The following is an 18,528-nucleotide window of genomic DNA, read 5'->3' on the forward strand; positions in this document are numbered from 1 at the left end:
GTTTGGCGGGTTCATGCGGGAGGAGGACAATGGCGGGTATGGCCACGCCCTTTGATCGCAAGCACCGCATCGTCGTCGTCGGCGGGGGGCCAGGCGGGTACGAAGCCGCACTCTCGGCCGCCCGCCTCGGCGCAGACGTCACCCTCATCGAACGCGTCGGCGTCGGCGGCTCCGCCGTGCTCACCGACGTGGTTCCCTCCAAGACCCTCATCGCCAGTGCGGAGGCCGCGACGGCGATCCGCGAGTCCGGCGAGCTCGGCGTGCAGTTCTTCGCGAAGGGCGACACGGGGAAGCCGCTGAAGCCCGAGGTCGCGGTGAACCTCTCGAAGCTGAACAAGCGGCTGCTGCGCCTCGCGCAGAACCAGTCGGACGACATGCAGCGCACGCTCGAGGCTGCCGGTGTCAACGTCATCCAGGGCGAGGGCAAGCTCGACGGCAACTCGGCCGTCACGGTCGGCACCGGATCGGGTGGGCAAGACTTCGACCGGATCGAGTTCGATTCGGCCGTGATCTCTGTCGGTGCTCGTCCTCGCACGCTCGACTCCTGCAAGCCCGACGGGGAGCGCATCCTCACCTGGACCCAGCTCTACAACCTCAAGGAGATGCCGAGCCATCTCATCGTCGTCGGCTCGGGTGTGACCGGGGCCGAGTTCGCGTCGGCCTACTCGGCGCTCGGCTCGAAGGTCACGCTCGTCTCGAGCCGCGACCGCGTGCTCCCGAACGAGGATGCTGACGCGGCGGATGTCATCGAGGATGTGTTCAAGCGCGGCGGCATGACCGTGCTGTCGAAGTCCCGGGCGGCGACCGTGGTGCGCGACGGCAACGAGGTCGTGGCGACGCTCGACGACGGGCGCGAGGTGCGTGGCTCGCACTGCCTCATCGCGGTCGGCTCGATCCCGAACACGTCCGGCATCGGGCTCGAGGAGGCCGGTGTCGAGGTCTCGCCGTCTGGGCACATCCGCGTCAACCGCGTCGCGCGCACCTCGGTGCCGAACATCTACGCGGCCGGCGACTGCACGGAGTTCTTCCCGCTCGCATCCGTCGCCTCCACGCAGGGGCGCACGGCGGTGTTCCACGCGCTCGGCGACGAGGTTCGGCCCATCAACCTGCGCAATGTCGCCTCGAACATCTTCACGTACCCGGAGATCGCGACGGTCGGCTGGCAGCAGCGTTCCATCGAGGACGGCACCCGCGAGGGGCGCGTCTACAAGCTGCCGCTCGGCGAGAATCCACGCGCGAAGATGCAGGGGGTGCGCGACGGCTTCGTCAAGCTCATCGCCGGCAATGACCTGGGCACCGTCATCGGCGGCGTGATCGTCGCGCCTCGCGCCTCGGAGCTCGTGCTGCCGCTCTCGATCGCCATCGAGCAGCGCCTTACGGTCGACCAGGTCGCGCGTGCCTGGGCGGTCTACCCGTCGCTCGCGAGCAGTATCTCGGATGCCGCACGTGCCATGCACATGCCGTACGAGGAGCAGACGAAGGCCTAGCCCGCCTTCGCTGCGCTGGAAACGGCGCCTGGTAGCGATCCCCCTCCCGAGAGGGCGATCAGGTCGCGACGTACTCGTTCCAGATGTCGATGGCGAGCTTGATGAAGAGCACGCTGACGACGATGAGGAAGACCCAGCGGATGAGCTTGCTCCCGCCGCGGATGGCGGTGCGGGCGCCGAGGTAGCCGCCGGCGACGTTGGAGACGGCGAGTGCGGCTCCGAGCCCCCAGAGCACGTAGCCCTGTGGGGCGAAGAAGAGGAGCGCGCCGAGGTTGGTGCCGAGGTTCACGATCTTGGCTTTCGCGCTGGCTTGCAGGAAGGAGTAGCCGAGCAGGGATACGAGGGCGATGACGAGGAACGAGCCGGTTCCTGGCCCGAGGAGGCCGTCGTAGACGCCGATCGCGAAGCCGATGAGGCCAGCGATGACGTGGTGCTTGCGTCCTTCGTATTTGAGTTTGTCGAGTTGCCCGACGCTCGGTTTGAAGGCGGTGAAGATGCCGATGCCGAGGATCGCGATGGCGATGATGGGCTTGAAGGCTGCGGCGGGGATGCTGGAGGCGAGGATCGCGCCGCCGTAGGCGCCGAAGAGCGCGATGGCGGCCATGGGCAGCGCGGTGCGCAGGTCGGGTTTGACGCGTCGGAAGTAGGTGATGGAGCTGGTCGCGGTGCCGGCGATGCTGCCGAACTTGTTGGTCGCGAGTGCTTGCACGGGGGTGACGCCGGGCAGGGTGAGGAGCATCGTGAGCTGGATGAGTCCGCCGCCGCCGACGACCGCGTCCACCCAGCCGGCCGCGAAGCCGCCCACGATGACGAGCGCGAGCAGCCAGCCGTTGAATCCCTCGAGCCCCGTGAACGACTCGAGCCAGCTCGCGTCGTTCGTCGGGATCGCGGCGTCGAGGGGCGACGAGAGCAGCGTGGAGGTCAGGAAGGAGGCGTCGATCACCTACCGAGGCTACTCGGCGTCGGCGAGCTCGAGCAGCTTCGTGCCGCTCGAGACGGTCTCGCCGGCGGCGCCGGTGATGGATGCGACGATGCCGTCGCGGGGAGCCTGGATGGGCTGCTCCATCTTCATGGCCTCGAGGACGACGAGGAGATCGCCCTTGACGACCTTCTGCCCCTCCTCGACGGCGAACTTCACGATCGTCGCCTGCATGGGGGCGACGACGTCACCGCTCGAGTGGGTCTCGACGTTGGTGTGCGAGCGACGCTTCGGGGCGTGTCCCGCCATGGTCCGTCCCGCACCGCCATGGCCGACAGCGGTGGCGGCGAGCAGACGCTCGGGGAGCGACACCTCGAGGCGCTTGTCGTTGACCTCGACGACCACGTTGCGGCGCGCGATCGGCTCGTTGACATCGCCGGCCTCGCCGCCCCACGGCTCGATCGTGTTGCTGTACTCGGTCTCGATCCAGCTCGTGTAGACCCCGAACTCGCCGTTCTCGGCGGTGAAGGCGGGGTCGCGGACGACGGAGCGATGGAAGGGCAGGACGGTCGGCATGCCGTTCAGCTCGAAGTCCTCGAGCGCGCGGCGGGAGCGCTCGAGCGCCTCCTCGCGCGTGGCGCCCGTGACGATGAGCTTCGCGAGGAGGGAGTCGAAGGCGCCGGAGACGATGTCGCCCTCGCGGACACCGGAGTCGACGCGCACGCCGGGGCCTCCGGGAACGCGGAAGGTCGTGATGGTGCCAGGGGCCGGGAAGAATCCGCGGCCCGGGTCCTCGCCGTTGATGCGGAACTCGAACGAATGGCCGGTGACCGTCGGGTCGTCGTAGCCGAGCGCTTCGCCCTGCGCGATGCGGAACTGCTCGCGGACGAGGTCGATGCCGGTGACCTCCTCGGAGACCGGGTGCTCCACCTGGAGGCGCGTGTTGACCTCGAGGAACGCGACGGTGCCGTCGGCGGCGAGCAGGAACTCGCAGGTTCCTGCGCCGACGTAGCCGACCTCCTTGAGGATCGCCTTGGATGCGCGACGCATCTCGGCTTCCTGCTCGGCGGTGATGAAGGGTGCCGGTGCCTCTTCGACGAGCTTTTGGTGGCGTCGCTGCAGCGAGCAGTCGCGCGTGGAGATGACGACGACGTTGCCGTGGGAGTCTGCGAGGCACTGGGTCTCGACGTGGCGGGGCTTGTCGAGGTACTTCTCGACGAAGCACTCGCCGCGTCCGAACGCGGTGATGGCCTCGCGGGTCGCGGACTCGAAGAGCTCAGCGACCTCTTCGCGCTCGCGTGCGACCTTGAGGCCGCGCCCGCCGCCGCCGAACGCGGCCTTGATGGCGACCGGCAGTCCGTGGATGTCGATGAAGTCGAGGACCTCGCTCGGGCCCTCGACGGGGTTGAGCGTGCCGGGGGCCAGTGGCGCGCCGACCTTCTCGGCGACGTGGCGCGCCGTGACCTTGTCACCGAGCGCCTCGATGGCCTCGGGGGATGGGCCGATCCAGGTGAGGCCCTGGCGGATGACGGCGCGTGCGAACTCGGCGTTCTCGGCGAGGAAGCCGTATCCCGGGTGCACGGCGTCAGCGCCGGAGCGGCGGGCGATGGAGAGCAGCTTGTCGATCACGAGGTACGTCTCGGCGCTCGTGGCGCCTCGCAGCGCGTACGCCTCATCGGCGAGGCGGACGTGGGGTGCGTCACGGTCCTGGTCTGCGTACACGGCGACGGAGGTGATACCCGCGTCTCGAGCCGCTCGTGCGATGCGTACGGCGATTTCGCCACGGTTGGCGATGAGGAGCTTCGAGATTCGCGACATGGTTCCTAAGCCTATTGAGGTCGGTGCGGCCGGATTTGGCTCGATTCGACAAACTTATCGGGAGAAGGTTGTCAGATGCGCTCGGTTGGAGGTTCTCACCACGCCGAGCGGGTGGCAGTTGGGCGACATTGGCCGCGTGACACATTCCCACGCAGTGGGAAGGGTGTTGCGCCATGTATTACGTCGTGTTTAGCTACAGGGCTGCGCGTTAGCTCAGCTCGTCATGCCAGTCGGTCAGCAATGACTGCACGACCAGCAATGGTCCGGCGTGCCGGGTCCGGTCAGGGCCCGCCTCATTGCCGTCCACTCCGCGTCCCCAGCGACGCGCATCCACCACGCTAGCGGATGCGCCGTGCCAGACGCCTCGTCGTTCCGGAGAATCGATGCTCGGTAAGCTCCTCGCCCGTTATCTCAGGAAGTACTGGCCGCTCCTCGCGGGCGTGCTGGTCTTCCAATTCCTTCAAGCTCTCGCGTCGCTGTACCTGCCGCGACTCAACGCCGACATCATCGACAAGGGCGTCGCCAACGCCGACACCGACTACATCTGGTCGACGGGCGCCGTCATGCTCGCGATCTCGCTCGGGCAGATCACGTGCTCGATCATCGCGACCGTCTTCGCCGCGCGCGCCGCCATGGCGCTCGGCCGTGACATTCGCGCCGATGTGTTCGCGCGAGTGAGCGGCTTCTCCGAGCGCGAGGTCTCGCGCTTCGGCGCGGGCTCGCTCATCACGCGCAACACGAACGACGTGCAGCAGGTGCAGATGCTCGCCATGATGGGCTCCACCATGCTCGTCTCGGCTCCCATGCTCGCGATCGGCGGCATCATCATGGCCCTGCAGCAGGATGTGGGCCTCTCCTGGATCATCGGTGTCGCAGCCCCCGTGCTGCTCCTCCTGGTCGGCATCATCATCAGTCGGATGGTGCCGCTGTTCCGACAGTTCCAGGTGAAGCTCGACAACATCAACCGGATCCTGCGCGAGCAGCTCACCGGGGTGCGCGTCGTGCGCGCGTTCGTGCGCGAGCCGATCGAGGAGCAGCGGTTCGAGGTCGCGAACAACGACCTCTTCCTCCTCGGCAAGCGAGTCGGCGACCTCTTCGTCACGCTCTTCCCGCTCGCGATGCTCGTGCTGAACATCACCGTCGTCGGCGTCATCTGGTTCGGCGGAATCCAGGTCGACCAGGGCACGGTCGAGATCGGGACGCTCTTCGCGTTCATGGCCTACGTCATGCAGATCCTGATGGGTGTGCTCATGGCGAGCTTCATGACGATCATGATCCCGCGCGCGGCCGTCAGCGCCGACCGCATCTCCGAGGTGCTCGACACCGAGTCGACGCTCATCATGCCGGCCAACCCCGTCTCCGACTTCCCGGAGCCGGGCGTCATCGAGTTCGACGACGTCGAGTTCACGTATCCGGGGGCGGAGGAGCCGGTGCTCACGGGCATCTCCTTCCGCGCCGCCCCAGGCGAGACGGTCGCCGTCGTGGGCTCCACGGGGGCAGGCAAGACGACGCTCGTCTCGCTCATCCCTCGCCTCTTCGACGCGACAGGCGGATCCGTGCGCGTCAACGGCGTCGACGTCCGCGAGGCGGACGCCGAGCTGCTGTGGGACGGCATCGGCCTGGTCCCGCAGCGTCCGTTCCTCTTCACGGGCACGATCGCCTCGAACCTGCGCTACGGCCGTGAGGCCGCGACCGACGACGACCTCTGGAAGGCGCTCGAGATCGCGCAGGCCACGGCCTTCGTGCAGGAGAAGGACAAGCAGCTCGAAGCGCGCATCGCGCAGGGCGGCACGAACGTCTCGGGCGGGCAGCGTCAGCGGCTCGCGATCGCGCGCGCGATCGTGCACGAACCGCAGGTGTTCGTCTTCGACGACTCCTTCTCCGCGCTCGACCTCACGACCGACGCCAGGCTGCGGCGGGCGCTGTGGGAGCAGCTGCCAGGCGTGACCAAGATCGTGGTCGCGCAGCGTATCTCGACGATCGTCGACGCCGACCGCATCGTCGTCCTCGACGACGGACGCATGGTCGGTCTCGGAACGCACGACGAGCTGCTCGAGAGCTGCACGACGTACAAGGAGATCGTGGATTCCCAGCTTGCAGTGGAGGCGCAGTCATGAGCCGTGACGCAGACAACCAGAACCAGGACGCCAAGGGCGCCCGTAGGGGCAAGCGCAGGCCGAAGGAGGTCGTCGAGAAGGTCCTGACCGAGGAGGAGCAGCTCGAACTGGAGCTCGCCGAGCAGGCGAGGCAGTCGTCCGGCGACTGGGACAGCGTCGCTCCGGGCAAGGCGAAGAACTTCGGGCAGAGCTTCGGCAGGCTGCTCGGCAGGCTCCGGCCCTACCGGGCCGCGCTCATCATCGTGTCGTTCCTCGGTGCCGTCGGCGTCGTGCTGTCCGTCATCGCGCCACGAGTGCTCGGCCAGGCGACCAACCTCATCTTCGAGGGCGTCGTCTCCAGCCAGCTGCCGGCGGGGGCCTCCAAGGACCAGGTCGTCGCGGGCCTCCGCGACTCCGGCCAGACGCAGTTCGCGGACATGGTCGCCGCCATGGACATCACGCCGGGCGAGGGGGTCGACTTCGAGCGCCTCGGCATGGTGCTCCTGTCGGTGCTCGCGCTCTACGTGTTCTCGGCGCTGCTCATGTGGCTGCAGGGGTACGTCATCAACATCATCATGATGAAGGCGATGTACAAGCTGCGCGAGGACGTCGAGCGCAAGATCAACGCACTGCCGCTGAGCTACTTCGACCGCGTGCAGCGCGGTGAGCTGCTGAGCCGCGTCACGAACGACATCGACAACATCACGCAGACGATGCAGCAGTCGCTGTCGCAGGTCGTCACGAGCGTGCTGACCGTCGTCGGCGTGCTCGTCATGATGTTCTCCATCTCCTGGCAGCTCGCGCTCGTCGCGCTTGTCACCCTGCCGCTCATGGGTGTCATCTTCGGCGTCATCGGACCGAAGTCGCAGCGGAACTTCGCCGAGCAGTGGAAGAAGACGGGGCGCCTCAACGCGCGCGTCGAGGAGTCGTTCTCCGGTCACGCCCTCGTTCGCGTCTTCGGCCGCGAGAAGGATGCACGCGAGCAGTTCCAGGTCGACAACGAGCAGCTCTTCCAGGCGGCCTTCAAGGCCCAGTTCTGGGCGGGCGTCATGATGCCGGCGATGATGTTCATCGGAAACCTGTCCTACGTGGGCATCGCGGTGCTCGGTGGCCTCATGGTCGCGGGCGGCAACCTCCGCCTCGGCGACGTGCAGGCGTTCATCCAGTACTCGCAGCAGTTCACGCAGCCGCTCGCCGAGCTCGGCGGGATGGCTGCCGTGCTGCAGTCGGGCACGGCTTCTGCCGAGCGGGTGTTCGAGCTGCTCGACGAGGACGAGCAGGAGCCCGATGCGAGCGACGCGCCCAAGCCGGCGAACGGTGCGGGCGAGATCGTCTTCGACGACGTCACCTTCTCGTACACGCCGGAGCAGAAGCTCATCGAGAACCTCAACTTCTCGGTCGAGCCTGGCCAGACGGTCGCGATCGTCGGGCCGACCGGCGCAGGCAAGTCGACCCTCGTGAACCTCATCATGCGGTTCTACGAGCTCGACGGCGGGCGCATCCTGCTCGACGGGCAGGACATCGCCGAGCTCAGGCGCGAGGATGTCCGCAGTCGAACCGGCATGGTGCTGCAGGACCCGTGGCTCTTCGCGGGGTCCATCCGCGAGAACATCCGCTACGGACGTCAGGACGCAACCGACGAGGAGGTGCTCGCCGCTGCGACCGCCTGCTACGTCGACCGCTTCGTGCACTCGCTCCCAGAGGGATACGACACGGTGCTCGACGAGGACGCGTCGAACGTCTCCGCCGGCGAGCGTCAGCTCATCACCATCGCGCGCGCCTTCGTCTCCGACCCCCAGGTGCTCATCCTGGATGAGGCGACGAGCTCGGTCGACACGCGCACGGAGCTGCTCCTGCAGCAGGCGATGGCCGCGCTTCGCCAGGGCCGCACGAGCTTCGTCATCGCGCACCGTCTCTCGACGATCCGCGACGCCGACCTGATCCTCGTCATGGAGCACGGCTCCATCGTCGAGCAGGGCACGCACGATGAGCTCGTGAAGCAGGGCGGCGCGTACGCGAGGCTCTACAACTCCCAGTTCGAGCAGGCCGTCAGCGACCTGGATGCCGAGCAGAGCCAGCTCACGTCCTAGGTCCGGGCCCCTGGCGGGGCTCATCTCGTGATCCGGCTTGGCCGGGTGCATCCGCTGCTTTGCGGAGGCACCCGGCCATTCCCGTCTTTCCCCTAGGAATCGCGCGCCGGCTGCGCGCGGTCTCGAGATGGTCTTCCGGCTTCCGGATGGGTTCCTTCCCATCCCGAAGCGAGAAAGCCATCCGGAGACTACGGAGCTGCCGACAGGGTGGCGGCGCCAGCGAGGCTGGTCAGTGCCAGCGCGGCTACGCCAGCATCTCGTAGACGCCGGAGCCGATGAAGATCAATGCGATCACGACGAGGCCGATCCAGAAGAACTTGCGAGTGCGCGTGACGGGTTTGCTCATGGGGGAAGCCTACGGGTGGAGCGTCCGCAGTGCGGCGAGCGCTCCACCGCCGCCTCGGGCCTACGCGGCGGACCAGCCCCCGTCGGAGGGGAGGATGACGCCATTGATGTTGACGCCGTCGTCGCTGAGCAGGAAGGTGATGGATGCGGCGAGCGCCGTTCCCGTGGTCGGCGTCGGCAGCAGCGCCATCGCCTGACGGACCCGCTGCCCGCCGAGCTCGGAGTCGAAGCGGGCCTCGATGTTGGTGGCGACGGGGCCCGGGGCGACGGCGTTGATTCGGAGTCCGCTCGGGCCGTACATGAACGCGCTCGACTTGGTGAGGCCGGCGACGGCGTGCTTCGACGCGGTGTAGGCGGCGCCTGCGGCCGACCCGCGGAGTGCGGCCTCGGAGGCGACGTTGACGATCGCGCCCTTGCCGACGGCGAGCATCGCGGGGACGACGGCGCGCATGAGCTTCATCGTGCCGGTCACGTTGACGGCGAAGACTCGGTTCCAGACCTCATCGCTGACCTCGCCGACCGGCGTCATGTTGTCCATGATGCCGGCGATGTTCGCGAGGCCGTCGACGCGTGGGCCTGCCGCCTCGAGGATCCGCGTGACGCCAGCGTCGTCGGTGATGTCGGCGGTGAGGGTGACGATGTCGGCGCCGTCGTGCTCGGTGACGAGCGCGGCGAGGCGCTCAGCTGAGACGTCGACGGCGATGACGCGCCCGCCCTCGCGGGCAATGCGAGACGCGGTCGCCTTGCCGATGCCGGAGCCGGCCCCCGTGACGATGATGGTCTTGCCGTCGAAGCGGCCGCCCGTCGTGGCTTCGACCCAGGCCGCCGCCCGCGGTGCGCCAGGGGCGTCGTGGTCGACGACGGGGCCGAAGTCGCCGGGCTGTGCTGGGGTGACCTGGCCGCTGTTCGCGCGCGCGATCATCGCATCCACCATCTCCTGGGGGAACTTGCCCTGGCTCAGCTCGACGAGCTGCGAGAGGGGGAGGCCCGAGACGGGAGTGAGGGAGGAAGCGTCCTGCCCGCCCTGGGCGAGGATCTCGCGGATGACGACGCCTCCCGTTGGATCGGTGAGCCATTCGCCGATCGTGGTGTCTCCGGTGAGGGGGTGTGCGCTCGAGGTCATCGTGGTGCCAGCTTTCTGCTCGGTCCGCCCAGCCCGCGCTCGTGGCGAGCGTGGGTCAAGGTGGCGACAGCGTCGGATCGAACGAACCGGACAACACTGTCCGGATTATGCTATCCCGGTGTCGACTCCAGCGAAAGCCAATCGAGGACCAAGTGCTGGCCCCGAGAACCGCCGTGCCCTCATCGCGGCCGCGCGGGAGATCTTCGGCGAGGGGGGAGTGGATGCTCCGCTCAGTGCTGTCGCCAAGCGCGCTGGCGTCGGGCAGGGCAGTCTGTACCGGCATTTCCCGGATCGGGCGTCGCTTGCGCTCGCGGTGTTCGGTGACGCCATCGTCGAGCTCGAGGACCTCGCTGCCTCGCCCGAGGCCGATCTGGCAGGACTGCTCGAGCTCATCGCCCGGCAGATGCTCGTGTCGGTCGGACTCATCCAGCTCACCCTGACCGACACCGCCGACGCGCACGGGGCGAGCGTTCGAGGCCGGATGCTCGCGGTCCTCGGCGTCGTTCTCGAGCGCGAATGGGCGGGTGGTCGGGTCGACCGTGAGATCAGCGCGGACGACCTGCTCCTGCTGCTCTCCATGCTCGCTGGCGTTCTGCCGCGGACGCCGCTCGGCGAGCGCGAGGCCGTCGTGCGGCGCGCTCTCGAGCTGTTCTGGAGGTCGTTCGCTTCCCTGAACGGGGTCAGCTGCCGTCGGTGAACTGGCGGAGCACTCGGCGGATGCCCTGGAACCCGATGACGAGCCCCTGCAGCTCCTCGTCGCTCAGGTGGGCCGCGAACTCATCGGTATCGGTGCGGAGCCCGAGGAAGCGCTCGTGGAGCCGGATGGCCTTGCGGGTCGCCGTGAGGTGACGGATGCGCCGGTCGGGCTTGCCCTCCGTGCGGGTCACGAGCCCGTGCTCGACGAGCTTGTCGATGCTCGCGGAGGCGGTCGGCACGGCGACGCCGAGGTGCTCTGCGGCCTGCGAGACGGTCGTGACCGTGCCGGTGGTGACGAGGAAGACGGTCTTCAGCTGCTGGGCGGTGATGTCGAGCTCGAGGAACGGCGCCATGTGCCTCGCGGCGAGGCCCCTCGTGAGCTCGTTCCTGACGTCATTCAGCTGGGCGAGGAGTGCTTCGCGCGATTCGTCCTGCTGCATGGGAACCCCCTGGGATTGCCGAGCCTCTCACTAATAGTGAGGCGATGCCTAAGTATAGTTCGAGGTGGGCACCAGAGCGGATGCCCCGACAGGGACGGAGTCGACCATGACCGATCAGATCTGGTGCATCGCAGGCGGCGAAGACGGAGCAGACCGGCAGCTTGCCGACGCGTTGCTTCGCGGCGGCAGCACGGTCGCGATCGTGGGCCGCGACGTCGCGCCCTTCGCGCTGCTCGTCGACGACTACGCCGACGCGGTCATGCCCGTCGAGCTCACCGCGACGACCTCCGAGGCGCTGGCCGAGGTGCGCGAGAGCATCGAGCTGAACCTCGGCGAGGTCACCCACTTCGGGGTGCTGCTGGGCGAGATCGGCGAGGGGAGTGCCGAGCAGGTCGCGGGCCGCCTCCTCCACAAGCTCGAGGGTGCGGCCACGCGCGACCAGGCCGCGCGCAGCGACGGCGAGCTCGCAGACCGCTGGCCAGCCGGGGCGCAGCTGGTGCTCGTCCGCGGCGCGGTCGGCAGCTCTGCTGCGGTCTCGACCGTCGACCGGGACGCCCAGAACTCCGACATCGAGGCGCGCATCCGGCTCGCTGGAGCGCAGTCGGCGCGGCCCATGCCGACCGTGCAGGTTCGCGAGCTCGACGATCTCCTCCACGACGCATCCGCTGAAGCTGTCCGCTGACGCATCCGCTGGCGCATCCGATGACGGGACGCTGACGCGACCCTCGGGGCGCGTGGCCGCCGGCGGCTACGCTGAACGGGTGATCTCTCGCGCCAGGAACCTCGTCAACGCCGCGCGATCCCGCGCCAAACGAGCGCTCGGCGGTTCGCCAGTCGAGGCGCCCTTGAGCTGGGCGATCAAGGTACCGGCCCCCGACTCCCCGGAGGGCGACGTCTGGGGTGACGTGTTCTACGCCGAGGACCTCGCCAGGGCGCTGCGACGACTCGGCCAGACCGTCTACGTCGACCGGTGGGAGACGCGCACGCGACCTGACCCGAGCGTCCAGGACGACGTCGCGGTGCACCTCCGCGGCTTCCACCGCCCCGAGCTCGTCGACGGTGCCGTCAACATCCTCTGGATCATCAGCCACCCGGACTGGGTGAGCGAGGAGGAGCTCGATCTGCCCTTCGACCTGCGCCTCGCCGCGAGCGTGCCGTGGGCCGCCGTCATGTCGCGCCCTGACCGCGAGATCCGGCCACTGCTGCAGGCCACCAACGTCGAGCGGTTCACCCCTGAGGTGCAGCCGAGCGACCTGGAATCCGGCGTGCTGTTCGTCGGCCGCTCCCGCAACATCTTCCGCCCCATCGTGCGCGATTCGATCGCGGCAGGTGCGGATCTCGAGGTCTACGGCGACCTGTGGGAGCAGTTCATCGACGAGCGCCACATCAAGGCCGAGTATCTCGACAACGCTGCAGCGCCCGGCGCCTACCGTGGGGCCCGCATTGTGCTCAACGACCACTGGGATGACATGGCGCAGCACGGCTTCGTCTCGAATCGGCTCTTCGACGCCGTCGCTGCGGGTGCCCTCGTCGTCTCGGACGCGATCACCGGCGGCTTCCCCGTCGAGTTCGGCGGCTCCGTGCGCATGTACGCGTCGGTGGATGAGCTTCGCGGGCTCCTCGCCGAGGGCGCGAGCGGATGGCCCACCCCGGAGGAGCGGGCAGCGACGGCCCGCAAGGTTGCCGAGTTCCACTCCTTCGATGCGCGGGCGATGACCCTGCTCGTCTCGGCGAGGGAAGCGCTGGCCGCGCGCGCCTGACGGCGGAACCTGTCGCCCCGCCGGGGGAGACTGCCGAGGTGACTACACCTCGCTGGGTGCTGGCGCCTTCGTCACCGCCTCGAGGATCGGTGTGCCGACCTTGCCGCTGCCGAGCCCGACCGCCTCGACCGACGCGAACGAGCCCGCGTTCAGCACGATGACGGGCGTGATGAGCGAGAAGCCTGCGGCCTCCACGATGTCGCGGTCGAACTCGACGAGCACCGTGTCTGGCGTGACCTTGTCTCCTGCCTTCACCTTGACGTCGAAGCCCTTGCCGTCGAGCTCGACCGTGTCGATGCCGACGTGGATGAGCACCTCGAGCCCGTTGTCGAGCTGCAGGCCGAACGCGTGCCCGGTCGCCTGGGCGACGGCGACCGTGCCGGTTCCCGGAGCGTAGACGACGGTGCCGCTCGGCTTGATAGCGGCGCCGGGGCCCATGATCCCCTGGCTGAAGACGGCATCGGGGACCTCTGACAGCGGCACGATCTCCCCCTCGAGCGGTGACAGGACCTCGATGGTGCGGGGAGCCGACTCGCCCTCGCGAGTGGCGGCGGCGGCGATCACGTCCTCCGTGCTCTCCCCCTTCTTCGCCGTCTCCAGGTCGGCGACCGGAACGCGGGCCGCCTCGAACGCCGCCTGCTGCTCGGGGCTGCGATAGCCGGAGAAGATGACGAGGAACATCGAGACGAGGAATGCGGCACCGACCGCGCCGGCATAGAGCGGGATGTTGTCGAAGGCCGGGATGGTGAGCAGTGACGTGAAGACGAACGCGCTCGTCTTCACGCCGCCGCCGATGCCGATGATGACTCCGCCGACGAGACAGCCCACGAGCATCCGCCCGTAGATGCGCTTGAATCGCAGGTGGATCCCGTACAGCGACGGCTCGGAGATGCCGCCGAGGAGGCCGGCCGCGAGGGCGCCCGTCGAGGTCTGCCGCATCTGCGCGTCCTTCTCGCGGATGGAGAGGTACAGGACGCCGGCGGTCGCACCGAAGCACGCGAAGTTCCACGCGCCCATTGGCCCTTGGATGTAGTCGTAGCCGAGCGTCTGGATGTTGAGCAGCATGATCGCGTTGATCGGCCAGTGCAGGCCGAGCGGCACCATGAAGGGGTAGGCGAGCGGGATGACGATGGCGAAGATGAGCGGCGAGAAGTCGTTGATGCCGCGGAGCAGGTTGGCGAGGCCGGCGCCCGTGTAGACGCCGATGGGGCCGATGAGGAACGCCGTGAGCGGGATCATGATCAGCATGCTCAGGAAGGGCACGAAGATGAGGTGCAGGTCTTCCGGGATGAGCTTCTTGAGGCCCTTGTACAGGGGGCCGAGCAGTGCGGCCATCAGCAGCGGCGGGAACACCTGCGAGCTGTAGTCGAAGACCGTGAGCGGGAGGCCGAAGATCGGCACGACGGAGACCTCGGAGCCGAAGACCTCGATGGGGTCGATGCCGTCGGCGAGCCCCGTGAAGCCAGGCAGCATGACGACGCCCATGATGGCGAAGCCGATCCACGGGTCGGCCCCCACGCGCTTCGACGCGTTGTAGGCGATGTACAGGGGCAGGAAGACGAAGACCGCCTGCCAGCAGAGGTTGAGGAACCGCCACGACGGCGGGAGGTCGGTGCGCGGGTCGGCCCAGTTGGGGATGACGCCCAGCGTGCTCATGAGCGCCATGAACGTGATGAACAGGGATGCGCCGAGCAGCGCCCCGAGGATGGGTCGGAACGAGTCGGAGAGGAACTCGAAGACGCTGTCGAGCCACGCGAACTTGCCACGCGGCCCCTTCGCCCTCGCCGCGGCCTTGATCGAGGCCGCGTCTTCCGGATCGGCGGGGGCGCCACCGCCCGACATCGAGGGGAGCGCCTGGATGTCGTTGTAGACGTTCTGCACGCCACCGCCGATGACGACCTGGTACCGCTCGCCCGATTGCGGGACGACCCCCATGACGCCGGGGATGGCCTCGACGGCCGCCTGGTCGATGCCGGAAGCGTCGTGCAGCTGGAAGCGCAGCCGCGTCGCGCAGTGCGTGAGGTTCTCGATGTTCCCCGCGCCGCCCAGCTGGCTGACGATCTGGGCTGCTGGCCCTGAGTCTCCTGACGAATGTGCGGGCATGGTCGGACCTCCCTCGCGAGGCGTCCTCGTTGACGCCTGGATCGCGACGTTACGCCCGACCGTCGGCATTCACCAGATGCGAGCCGGCACCGTGTTCAATTCGTAGCCGGGCGCCTGTCCTGGCCCGGTGCTGAGGCCGCCGATGGGCGCATCAGGCGCGGTTCCACAGCTCGGGCCACCCCACTCCGAAGCCGCGCACGAGTCGGCGCAGGGCAGGAAGCGAGAGTCCCACGACCGTCGACGGGTCGCCTTCGATGCGGTCGATGAAGGGAGCCCCGAGCGAGTCGATCGTGAACGCACCGGCGACGTGCAGGGGCTCACCCGAGGCGACGTAGGCGTCGATCTCGGCGTCAACGAGATCGTCGGCGAAGGTCACGCTGGCGCTCGCGGTGCTGCCGACGCCGTCCCCGGAAGCGCCCGAGCCACCACGGCGGTCGACGAGCCAGTGGCCGGACCACAGCGTGCCCGTCTGGCCTCGCTGCGCGAGCCAGCGCTCGCGGGCCACCTGCGGCTCATGGGGCTTGCCGAGCATCCGGCCGCCGATCTCGAACATCGAGTCGCCCCCGAGGACGAGGCCGTCGAGCGGTTCCCCGGTCCGCGGGTCGGGCGCATCCGCGACCGCGAGGGCCTTGGCTCGGGCGAGCAGCTGCACGTAGTCGCTCGGATCGAGAGGCCCCTCGGCGAGGCGCGCTTCGATCACGGCGTCTTCATCGACGCTCGACGGTATGACGACGGGCTCGATGCCCGCCTGTCGGAGCAGCATGAGGCGGGCGGGCGACGTCGAGGCGAGGTACAGGCGCATGAAGCGAGGGTACCGGGGCCACCGATCGCCAGGTCGACGGCAGTGCGCAATTATTACCATCTAGTGGGACTTGTGTTTGTTGTGTAGAAAGAGAGCATGCGGATGTCCTGGATCGCTTCGCTGTGTCGCGAGTTCATCCCGCTCGGAGGAGTCCTCGATGAACACGGTTGCAGTTGTTGCCCACGGTCCCGGAGATCTCCGGATAGAGGAGCGCTCGACCCCCAGCGTGCCCCGGGAGGGGGTTGTCGTGCGTATCGCGTTCGGAGGGATCTGCGGATCAGATCTCCACTATGCGCGGTCTGGCGCGAACGGAGATTACCGTCTGCAGGAGCCCCTTGTTCTTGGACATGAACTCGTCGGGTACGTGCATGCCGTCGGAGACAGTGCCAGGAACGCGCTTCCCGTTGGCACTCCCGTCGCAATCCATCCGGCAAGTCCGTGTCGCGTCCCCGGCGCATCGCAGGGTGCCGATCTCCACCTCACTCCCGGCCTGACCTATCTCGGCAGTGCTGCTACGAACCCTCATACGCAAGGGGGGTTCTGTGGCGCGATGGTCGTCAGGCCGGAGCAGCTGCATGCGATCCCAGCGGAACTCGATCTGCGCCGCGCGGTGCTCGCCGAGCCGCTCGCCATCGCCCTCCACGGCATCGACCGTGCGCGCGATCGCATCACCGACGCGCGAGTGCTCGTCTCTGGGGCTGGGCCCATCGGGGCGCTCGTCGTGGCTGCGCTGCAGGAGCGGGGTGCGGGGCACGTCACTGCTGCTGATATCCACGATTTCCCGTTGGCCATCGCGCGGAAGATCGGTGCGGACGCGACGCTGCTGCTCACGGACGCCGAAGTTCCCTCCGGGGTGTTCGACATCGTCGTGGAATGCTCCGGCGTCGCTGCATCATTCACCGCGGCTCTGGATGCGATCCGTCCGGGCGGAGCGATCATCCAGCTGGGGATTCTTCCGGCAACGGAGGTGGCGACGGAGGTCTGGAGGGTGCAGAGCAACGAGATCGCGATCCTCGGCTCGCAACGCTTCGACGGGGAGATGCCGGAGGCGCTCGAGTTGCTTGCGAGGCGAACGGACCTCGCAGCGATCGTCACGGACATCATTCCGGCGATACAGGCGCGTGATGCCTTCCGGCTCGCTGGCGACTCGTCCCGAAGCGGAAAAGTCGTGCTGGAGTGGGGTGCGTCTCTTCGAGAGTGAAGCTGCTCGTCGTGCACCTCGCCGCGCCGGCCAAGGCGACAAGAGCACCCAGCTACTGCGGCTTCGACGCGTTCAGGAGGTAGGTGGCTATCTCCTCGGCGCGAGGCGCGAGATCCTGCGCCAAACCGGACACGGAGATGCAGCCCAGCAGTCCCTTGCCCTCCGAGTGCACCGGAATGCCGACTGCTGAGATGCCGGGCGTCACGTCCTCGTCCGAGAGGATCCACCCGCGCTCGCGCACGAGTGAGGTGTCAGAGATCAACTCCTCGCGGGTCGCGATCGACTTCTCCGTCGGACCGGGAAAAGAGCAGTGCGCAAGGTGCTGGTCTCGGGTGTCCTCCGGGCTCAGTGCGAAGAGCAGTCTCCCGGCAGCTCCGACATTGAATGGCAGTCGACGGCCTGGTCGAAGTGACAGGACGATCAGGTTGCTGGCCGGTGACCAGGCAATGCACGCAGCATCGCTGGCTGTCGGGATCGACAGGAAGCTGGTGTAGCCCGTGTCGGCGGTGATCACATCGAGTCGATCGATGTGTGCTTGCCATTCCGAGAAGCTCTTCTGGGCGACGTGTCCGAGGTGCAGCCATCTCTCGGACAATCTGACCTGACCCGACGGTGCCAAGCGCACCAATCCAGCCGCTGCAAGACCTTCGAGGAGGCGATAGACGCTGGAGCGTGGAACACCGATCTCCGAGGCGATGACCGTGCTGCTCGCCGACCCGATCTCGCTGAGCAGCGTGATGATCTGATCCGCGTTGTCGAGCAGCTTAATGGGCTTGGGCATCTGTTCCCTTCCATCCCAGGAGTTCGCTCCCGTACCGGGAGGTCTCGATGATCAGGTCGGCCAGGCTCGCGTTGCCGATCACGCTGTCGCGGAGACCTCCTGCGCTCACCGATCCGGCGACACGCCCCTCATGGTCGAAGATCGGGGCCCCAAACGAGGCGACACCGCGGGTTGCGTCACCATCCGAGACGATGTAACCCCGCTCGTGATAGCCGTCGAGCCGCTGCCTGAGGGCGGTGCGCTGGACTCCGCGGATGCCGAGCTTGTCCATGATCTCGTCCGCATCCTGCGGCGGCATGGCCGCCAGCATCGCGGCCGGACCGCTGCCGCTGGACATGGGCATCGAGCCGCCCACGGTGAGTGCGAGCAGTCGAACGCCGTGGCCGGCGTGGCGCTCGATGCAGACTCCGTGCGTCCCGGATGGGAGGCACAGGTAGGAGGTCAGGAGGGTTTCGTCGCGGATGTGCAACAGGAGGGGCGAGAGAAGCTCGCGCACATCGAGCGTGTCCACGAATGCTGAACCGGCGGCCATGGCCTGCAGTCCGACTCGGTAGAGTCCTCGCGCACTCCCGTGCGAGATCCAGTCCAGGGAGAGCAGTGTCCGGATCAAGCGGTACGTGGTGCTGATCGGTTCGTTGATCTGCTCGGAGACTTCATTGGCCGAGCGCTCTCCGTGTTCAAGTGCGGTCAGGATCGCATTCGCTTTGTCCAGCACTTCAAGGTGCTGCAAATCCGCGTCGGGAGCCATACCAAATCTTCGCATGGACGGGGCATGCCTCGATCCGAGTCGAGTGCGAGGAGGTGCCTCGTCCGCGATTCTGGGCCGGAGCCCACTCTCGTGATTTACTGTCAGTTGGGCATAGTGTC

15 protein-coding genes are annotated in these 18,528 nt (G+C 67.8%); 7 read left to right on the forward strand and 8 right to left on the reverse strand.

What is annotated here, in order from left to right; translation table 11 throughout:
* The first annotated feature begins 38 nt into the window (after positions 1-38).
* Entirely contained in the window at positions 39-1,487 is a 1,449-nt protein-coding gene (locus tag ITJ67_RS06980) for an NAD(P)H-quinone dehydrogenase (RefSeq protein WP_160072711.1), read from the forward strand.
* A gap of 58 nt (positions 1,488-1,545) precedes the next feature.
* Here the strand turns inward: ITJ67_RS06980 and ITJ67_RS06985 are convergent, their stop codons facing one another.
* Together ITJ67_RS06985 and ITJ67_RS06990 are read right to left on the reverse strand one after the other, a co-directional pair.
* A complete protein-coding gene (locus ITJ67_RS06985; RefSeq protein ID WP_194677191.1) occupies positions 1,546-2,310 on the reverse strand; it encodes a sulfite exporter TauE/SafE family protein in 765 nt (254 codons plus the stop codon).
* A 129-nt stretch (positions 2,311-2,439) separates the two neighbouring features.
* Positions 2,440-4,224 carry a biotin carboxylase N-terminal domain-containing protein gene (locus ITJ67_RS06990; protein ID WP_194677158.1) on the reverse strand — a complete coding sequence of 595 codons (1,785 nt, stop codon included), beginning with the start codon at positions 4,222-4,224 and terminating at the stop codon, positions 2,440-2,442.
* A 383-nt stretch (positions 4,225-4,607) separates the two neighbouring features.
* On the opposite strand from ITJ67_RS06990, the gene ITJ67_RS06995 reads away from it, so the two are divergent.
* Together ITJ67_RS06995 and ITJ67_RS07000 are read left to right on the forward strand one after the other, a co-directional pair.
* A complete protein-coding gene (locus ITJ67_RS06995) occupies positions 4,608-6,341 on the forward strand; it encodes an ABC transporter ATP-binding protein (RefSeq protein ID WP_160072707.1) in 1,734 nt (577 codons plus the stop codon).
* On the forward strand, positions 6,338-8,410 hold the full coding sequence (locus tag ITJ67_RS07000; RefSeq protein ID WP_104306031.1) for an ABC transporter ATP-binding protein: 2,073 nt from the start codon (positions 6,338-6,340) through the stop codon (positions 8,408-8,410). The genes ITJ67_RS06995 and ITJ67_RS07000 overlap by 4 nt, the downstream gene beginning before the upstream one ends.
* Positions 8,411-8,816: 406 nt before the next feature.
* Here the strand turns inward: ITJ67_RS07000 and ITJ67_RS07005 are convergent, their stop codons facing one another.
* The gene (locus ITJ67_RS07005) at positions 8,817-9,878 is read right to left on the reverse strand and encodes an SDR family NAD(P)-dependent oxidoreductase (RefSeq protein ID WP_194677159.1); all 1,062 of its coding nucleotides are present in this window, start codon (positions 9,876-9,878) and stop codon (positions 8,817-8,819) included.
* A gap of 118 nt (positions 9,879-9,996) precedes the next feature.
* Here ITJ67_RS07005 and ITJ67_RS07010 point away from each other — a divergent pair, with 118 nt between their 5' ends.
* The gene (locus tag ITJ67_RS07010) at positions 9,997-10,575 is read left to right on the forward strand and encodes a TetR/AcrR family transcriptional regulator (protein WP_194677160.1); all 579 of its coding nucleotides are present in this window, start codon (positions 9,997-9,999) and stop codon (positions 10,573-10,575) included.
* On the opposite strand, the gene ITJ67_RS07015 is transcribed toward ITJ67_RS07010, so the two are convergent.
* Positions 10,559-11,014, reverse strand: a complete 456-nt coding sequence (locus tag ITJ67_RS07015) for a MarR family transcriptional regulator (protein ID WP_160072701.1) — start codon at positions 11,012-11,014, stop codon at positions 10,559-10,561. The genes ITJ67_RS07010 and ITJ67_RS07015 overlap by 17 nt on opposite strands.
* A gap of 106 nt (positions 11,015-11,120) precedes the next feature.
* On the opposite strand from ITJ67_RS07015, the gene ITJ67_RS07020 reads away from it, so the two are divergent.
* Entirely contained in the window at positions 11,121-11,696 is a 576-nt protein-coding gene (locus tag ITJ67_RS07020; RefSeq protein ID WP_194677161.1) for a hypothetical protein, read from the forward strand.
* Between the two features lie 79 nt (positions 11,697-11,775).
* A complete protein-coding gene (locus tag ITJ67_RS07025) occupies positions 11,776-12,774 on the forward strand; it encodes a glycosyltransferase (RefSeq protein WP_194677162.1) in 999 nt (332 codons plus the stop codon).
* A 42-nt stretch (positions 12,775-12,816) separates the two neighbouring features.
* On the opposite strand, the gene ITJ67_RS07030 is transcribed toward ITJ67_RS07025, so the two are convergent.
* Both ITJ67_RS07030 and ITJ67_RS07035 read right to left on the reverse strand, forming a co-directional pair.
* Positions 12,817-14,877 carry a glucose PTS transporter subunit IIA gene (locus tag ITJ67_RS07030; protein WP_194677163.1) on the reverse strand — a complete coding sequence of 687 codons (2,061 nt, stop codon included), beginning with the start codon at positions 14,875-14,877 and terminating at the stop codon, positions 12,817-12,819.
* A gap of 151 nt (positions 14,878-15,028) precedes the next feature.
* Entirely contained in the window at positions 15,029-15,679 is a 651-nt protein-coding gene (locus ITJ67_RS07035; RefSeq protein ID WP_104330533.1) for a Maf family protein, read from the reverse strand.
* A gap of 157 nt (positions 15,680-15,836) precedes the next feature.
* Between ITJ67_RS07035 and ITJ67_RS07040 the strand changes: the two genes are divergently transcribed.
* On the forward strand, positions 15,837-16,880 hold the full coding sequence (locus tag ITJ67_RS07040; protein ID WP_160072693.1) for a zinc-binding dehydrogenase: 1,044 nt from the start codon (positions 15,837-15,839) through the stop codon (positions 16,878-16,880).
* A 52-nt stretch (positions 16,881-16,932) separates the two neighbouring features.
* Here ITJ67_RS07040 and ITJ67_RS07045 read toward each other — a convergent pair whose 3' ends face one another.
* Together ITJ67_RS07045 and ITJ67_RS07050 are read right to left on the reverse strand one after the other, a co-directional pair.
* Positions 16,933-17,661, reverse strand: a complete 729-nt coding sequence (locus tag ITJ67_RS07045) for an IclR family transcriptional regulator (protein ID WP_160072691.1) — start codon at positions 17,659-17,661, stop codon at positions 16,933-16,935.
* Positions 17,645-18,376 (reverse strand): IclR family transcriptional regulator, encoded by a 732-nt coding sequence (locus ITJ67_RS07050; RefSeq protein ID WP_194677164.1) that lies wholly within the window; start codon positions 18,374-18,376, stop codon positions 17,645-17,647. The genes ITJ67_RS07045 and ITJ67_RS07050 overlap by 17 nt, the downstream gene beginning before the upstream one ends.
* Positions 18,377-18,528: the final 152 nt, after the last annotated feature.

Origin of the sequence: Pseudoclavibacter sp. VKM Ac-2867 (genome assembly GCF_015351275.1) — a bacterium.
Classification (GTDB): domain Bacteria; phylum Actinomycetota; class Actinomycetes; order Actinomycetales; family Microbacteriaceae; genus Pseudoclavibacter.

Excerpts from the sequence above, each read along its gene's own strand:
- ITJ67_RS06980 (WP_160072711.1), top strand. The coding sequence starts at position 39 with ATGGCCACGCCCTTTGATCGCAAGCACCGCATCGTCGTCGTCGGCGGG.
- ITJ67_RS06990 (WP_194677158.1), bottom strand. The coding sequence starts at position 4,224 with ATGTCGCGAATCTCGAAGCTCCTCATCGCCAACCGTGGCGAAATCGCC.
- ITJ67_RS06995 (WP_160072707.1), top strand. The coding sequence starts at position 4,608 with ATGCTCGGTAAGCTCCTCGCCCGTTATCTCAGGAAGTACTGGCCGCTC.
- ITJ67_RS07000 (WP_104306031.1), top strand. The coding sequence starts at position 6,338 with ATGAGCCGTGACGCAGACAACCAGAACCAGGACGCCAAGGGCGCCCGT.
- ITJ67_RS07005 (WP_194677159.1), bottom strand. The coding sequence starts at position 9,878 with ATGACCTCGAGCGCACACCCCCTCACCGGAGACACCACGATCGGCGAA.
- ITJ67_RS07015 (WP_160072701.1), bottom strand. The coding sequence starts at position 11,014 with ATGCAGCAGGACGAATCGCGCGAAGCACTCCTCGCCCAGCTGAATGAC.
- ITJ67_RS07020 (WP_194677161.1), top strand. The coding sequence starts at position 11,121 with ATGACCGATCAGATCTGGTGCATCGCAGGCGGCGAAGACGGAGCAGAC.
- ITJ67_RS07030 (WP_194677163.1), bottom strand. The coding sequence starts at position 14,877 with ATGCCCGCACATTCGTCAGGAGACTCAGGGCCAGCAGCCCAGATCGTC.
- ITJ67_RS07035 (WP_104330533.1), bottom strand. The coding sequence starts at position 15,679 with ATGCGCCTGTACCTCGCCTCGACGTCGCCCGCCCGCCTCATGCTGCTC.
- ITJ67_RS07040 (WP_160072693.1), top strand. The coding sequence starts at position 15,837 with ATGAACACGGTTGCAGTTGTTGCCCACGGTCCCGGAGATCTCCGGATA.
- ITJ67_RS07045 (WP_160072691.1), bottom strand. The coding sequence starts at position 17,661 with ATGCCCAAGCCCATTAAGCTGCTCGACAACGCGGATCAGATCATCACG.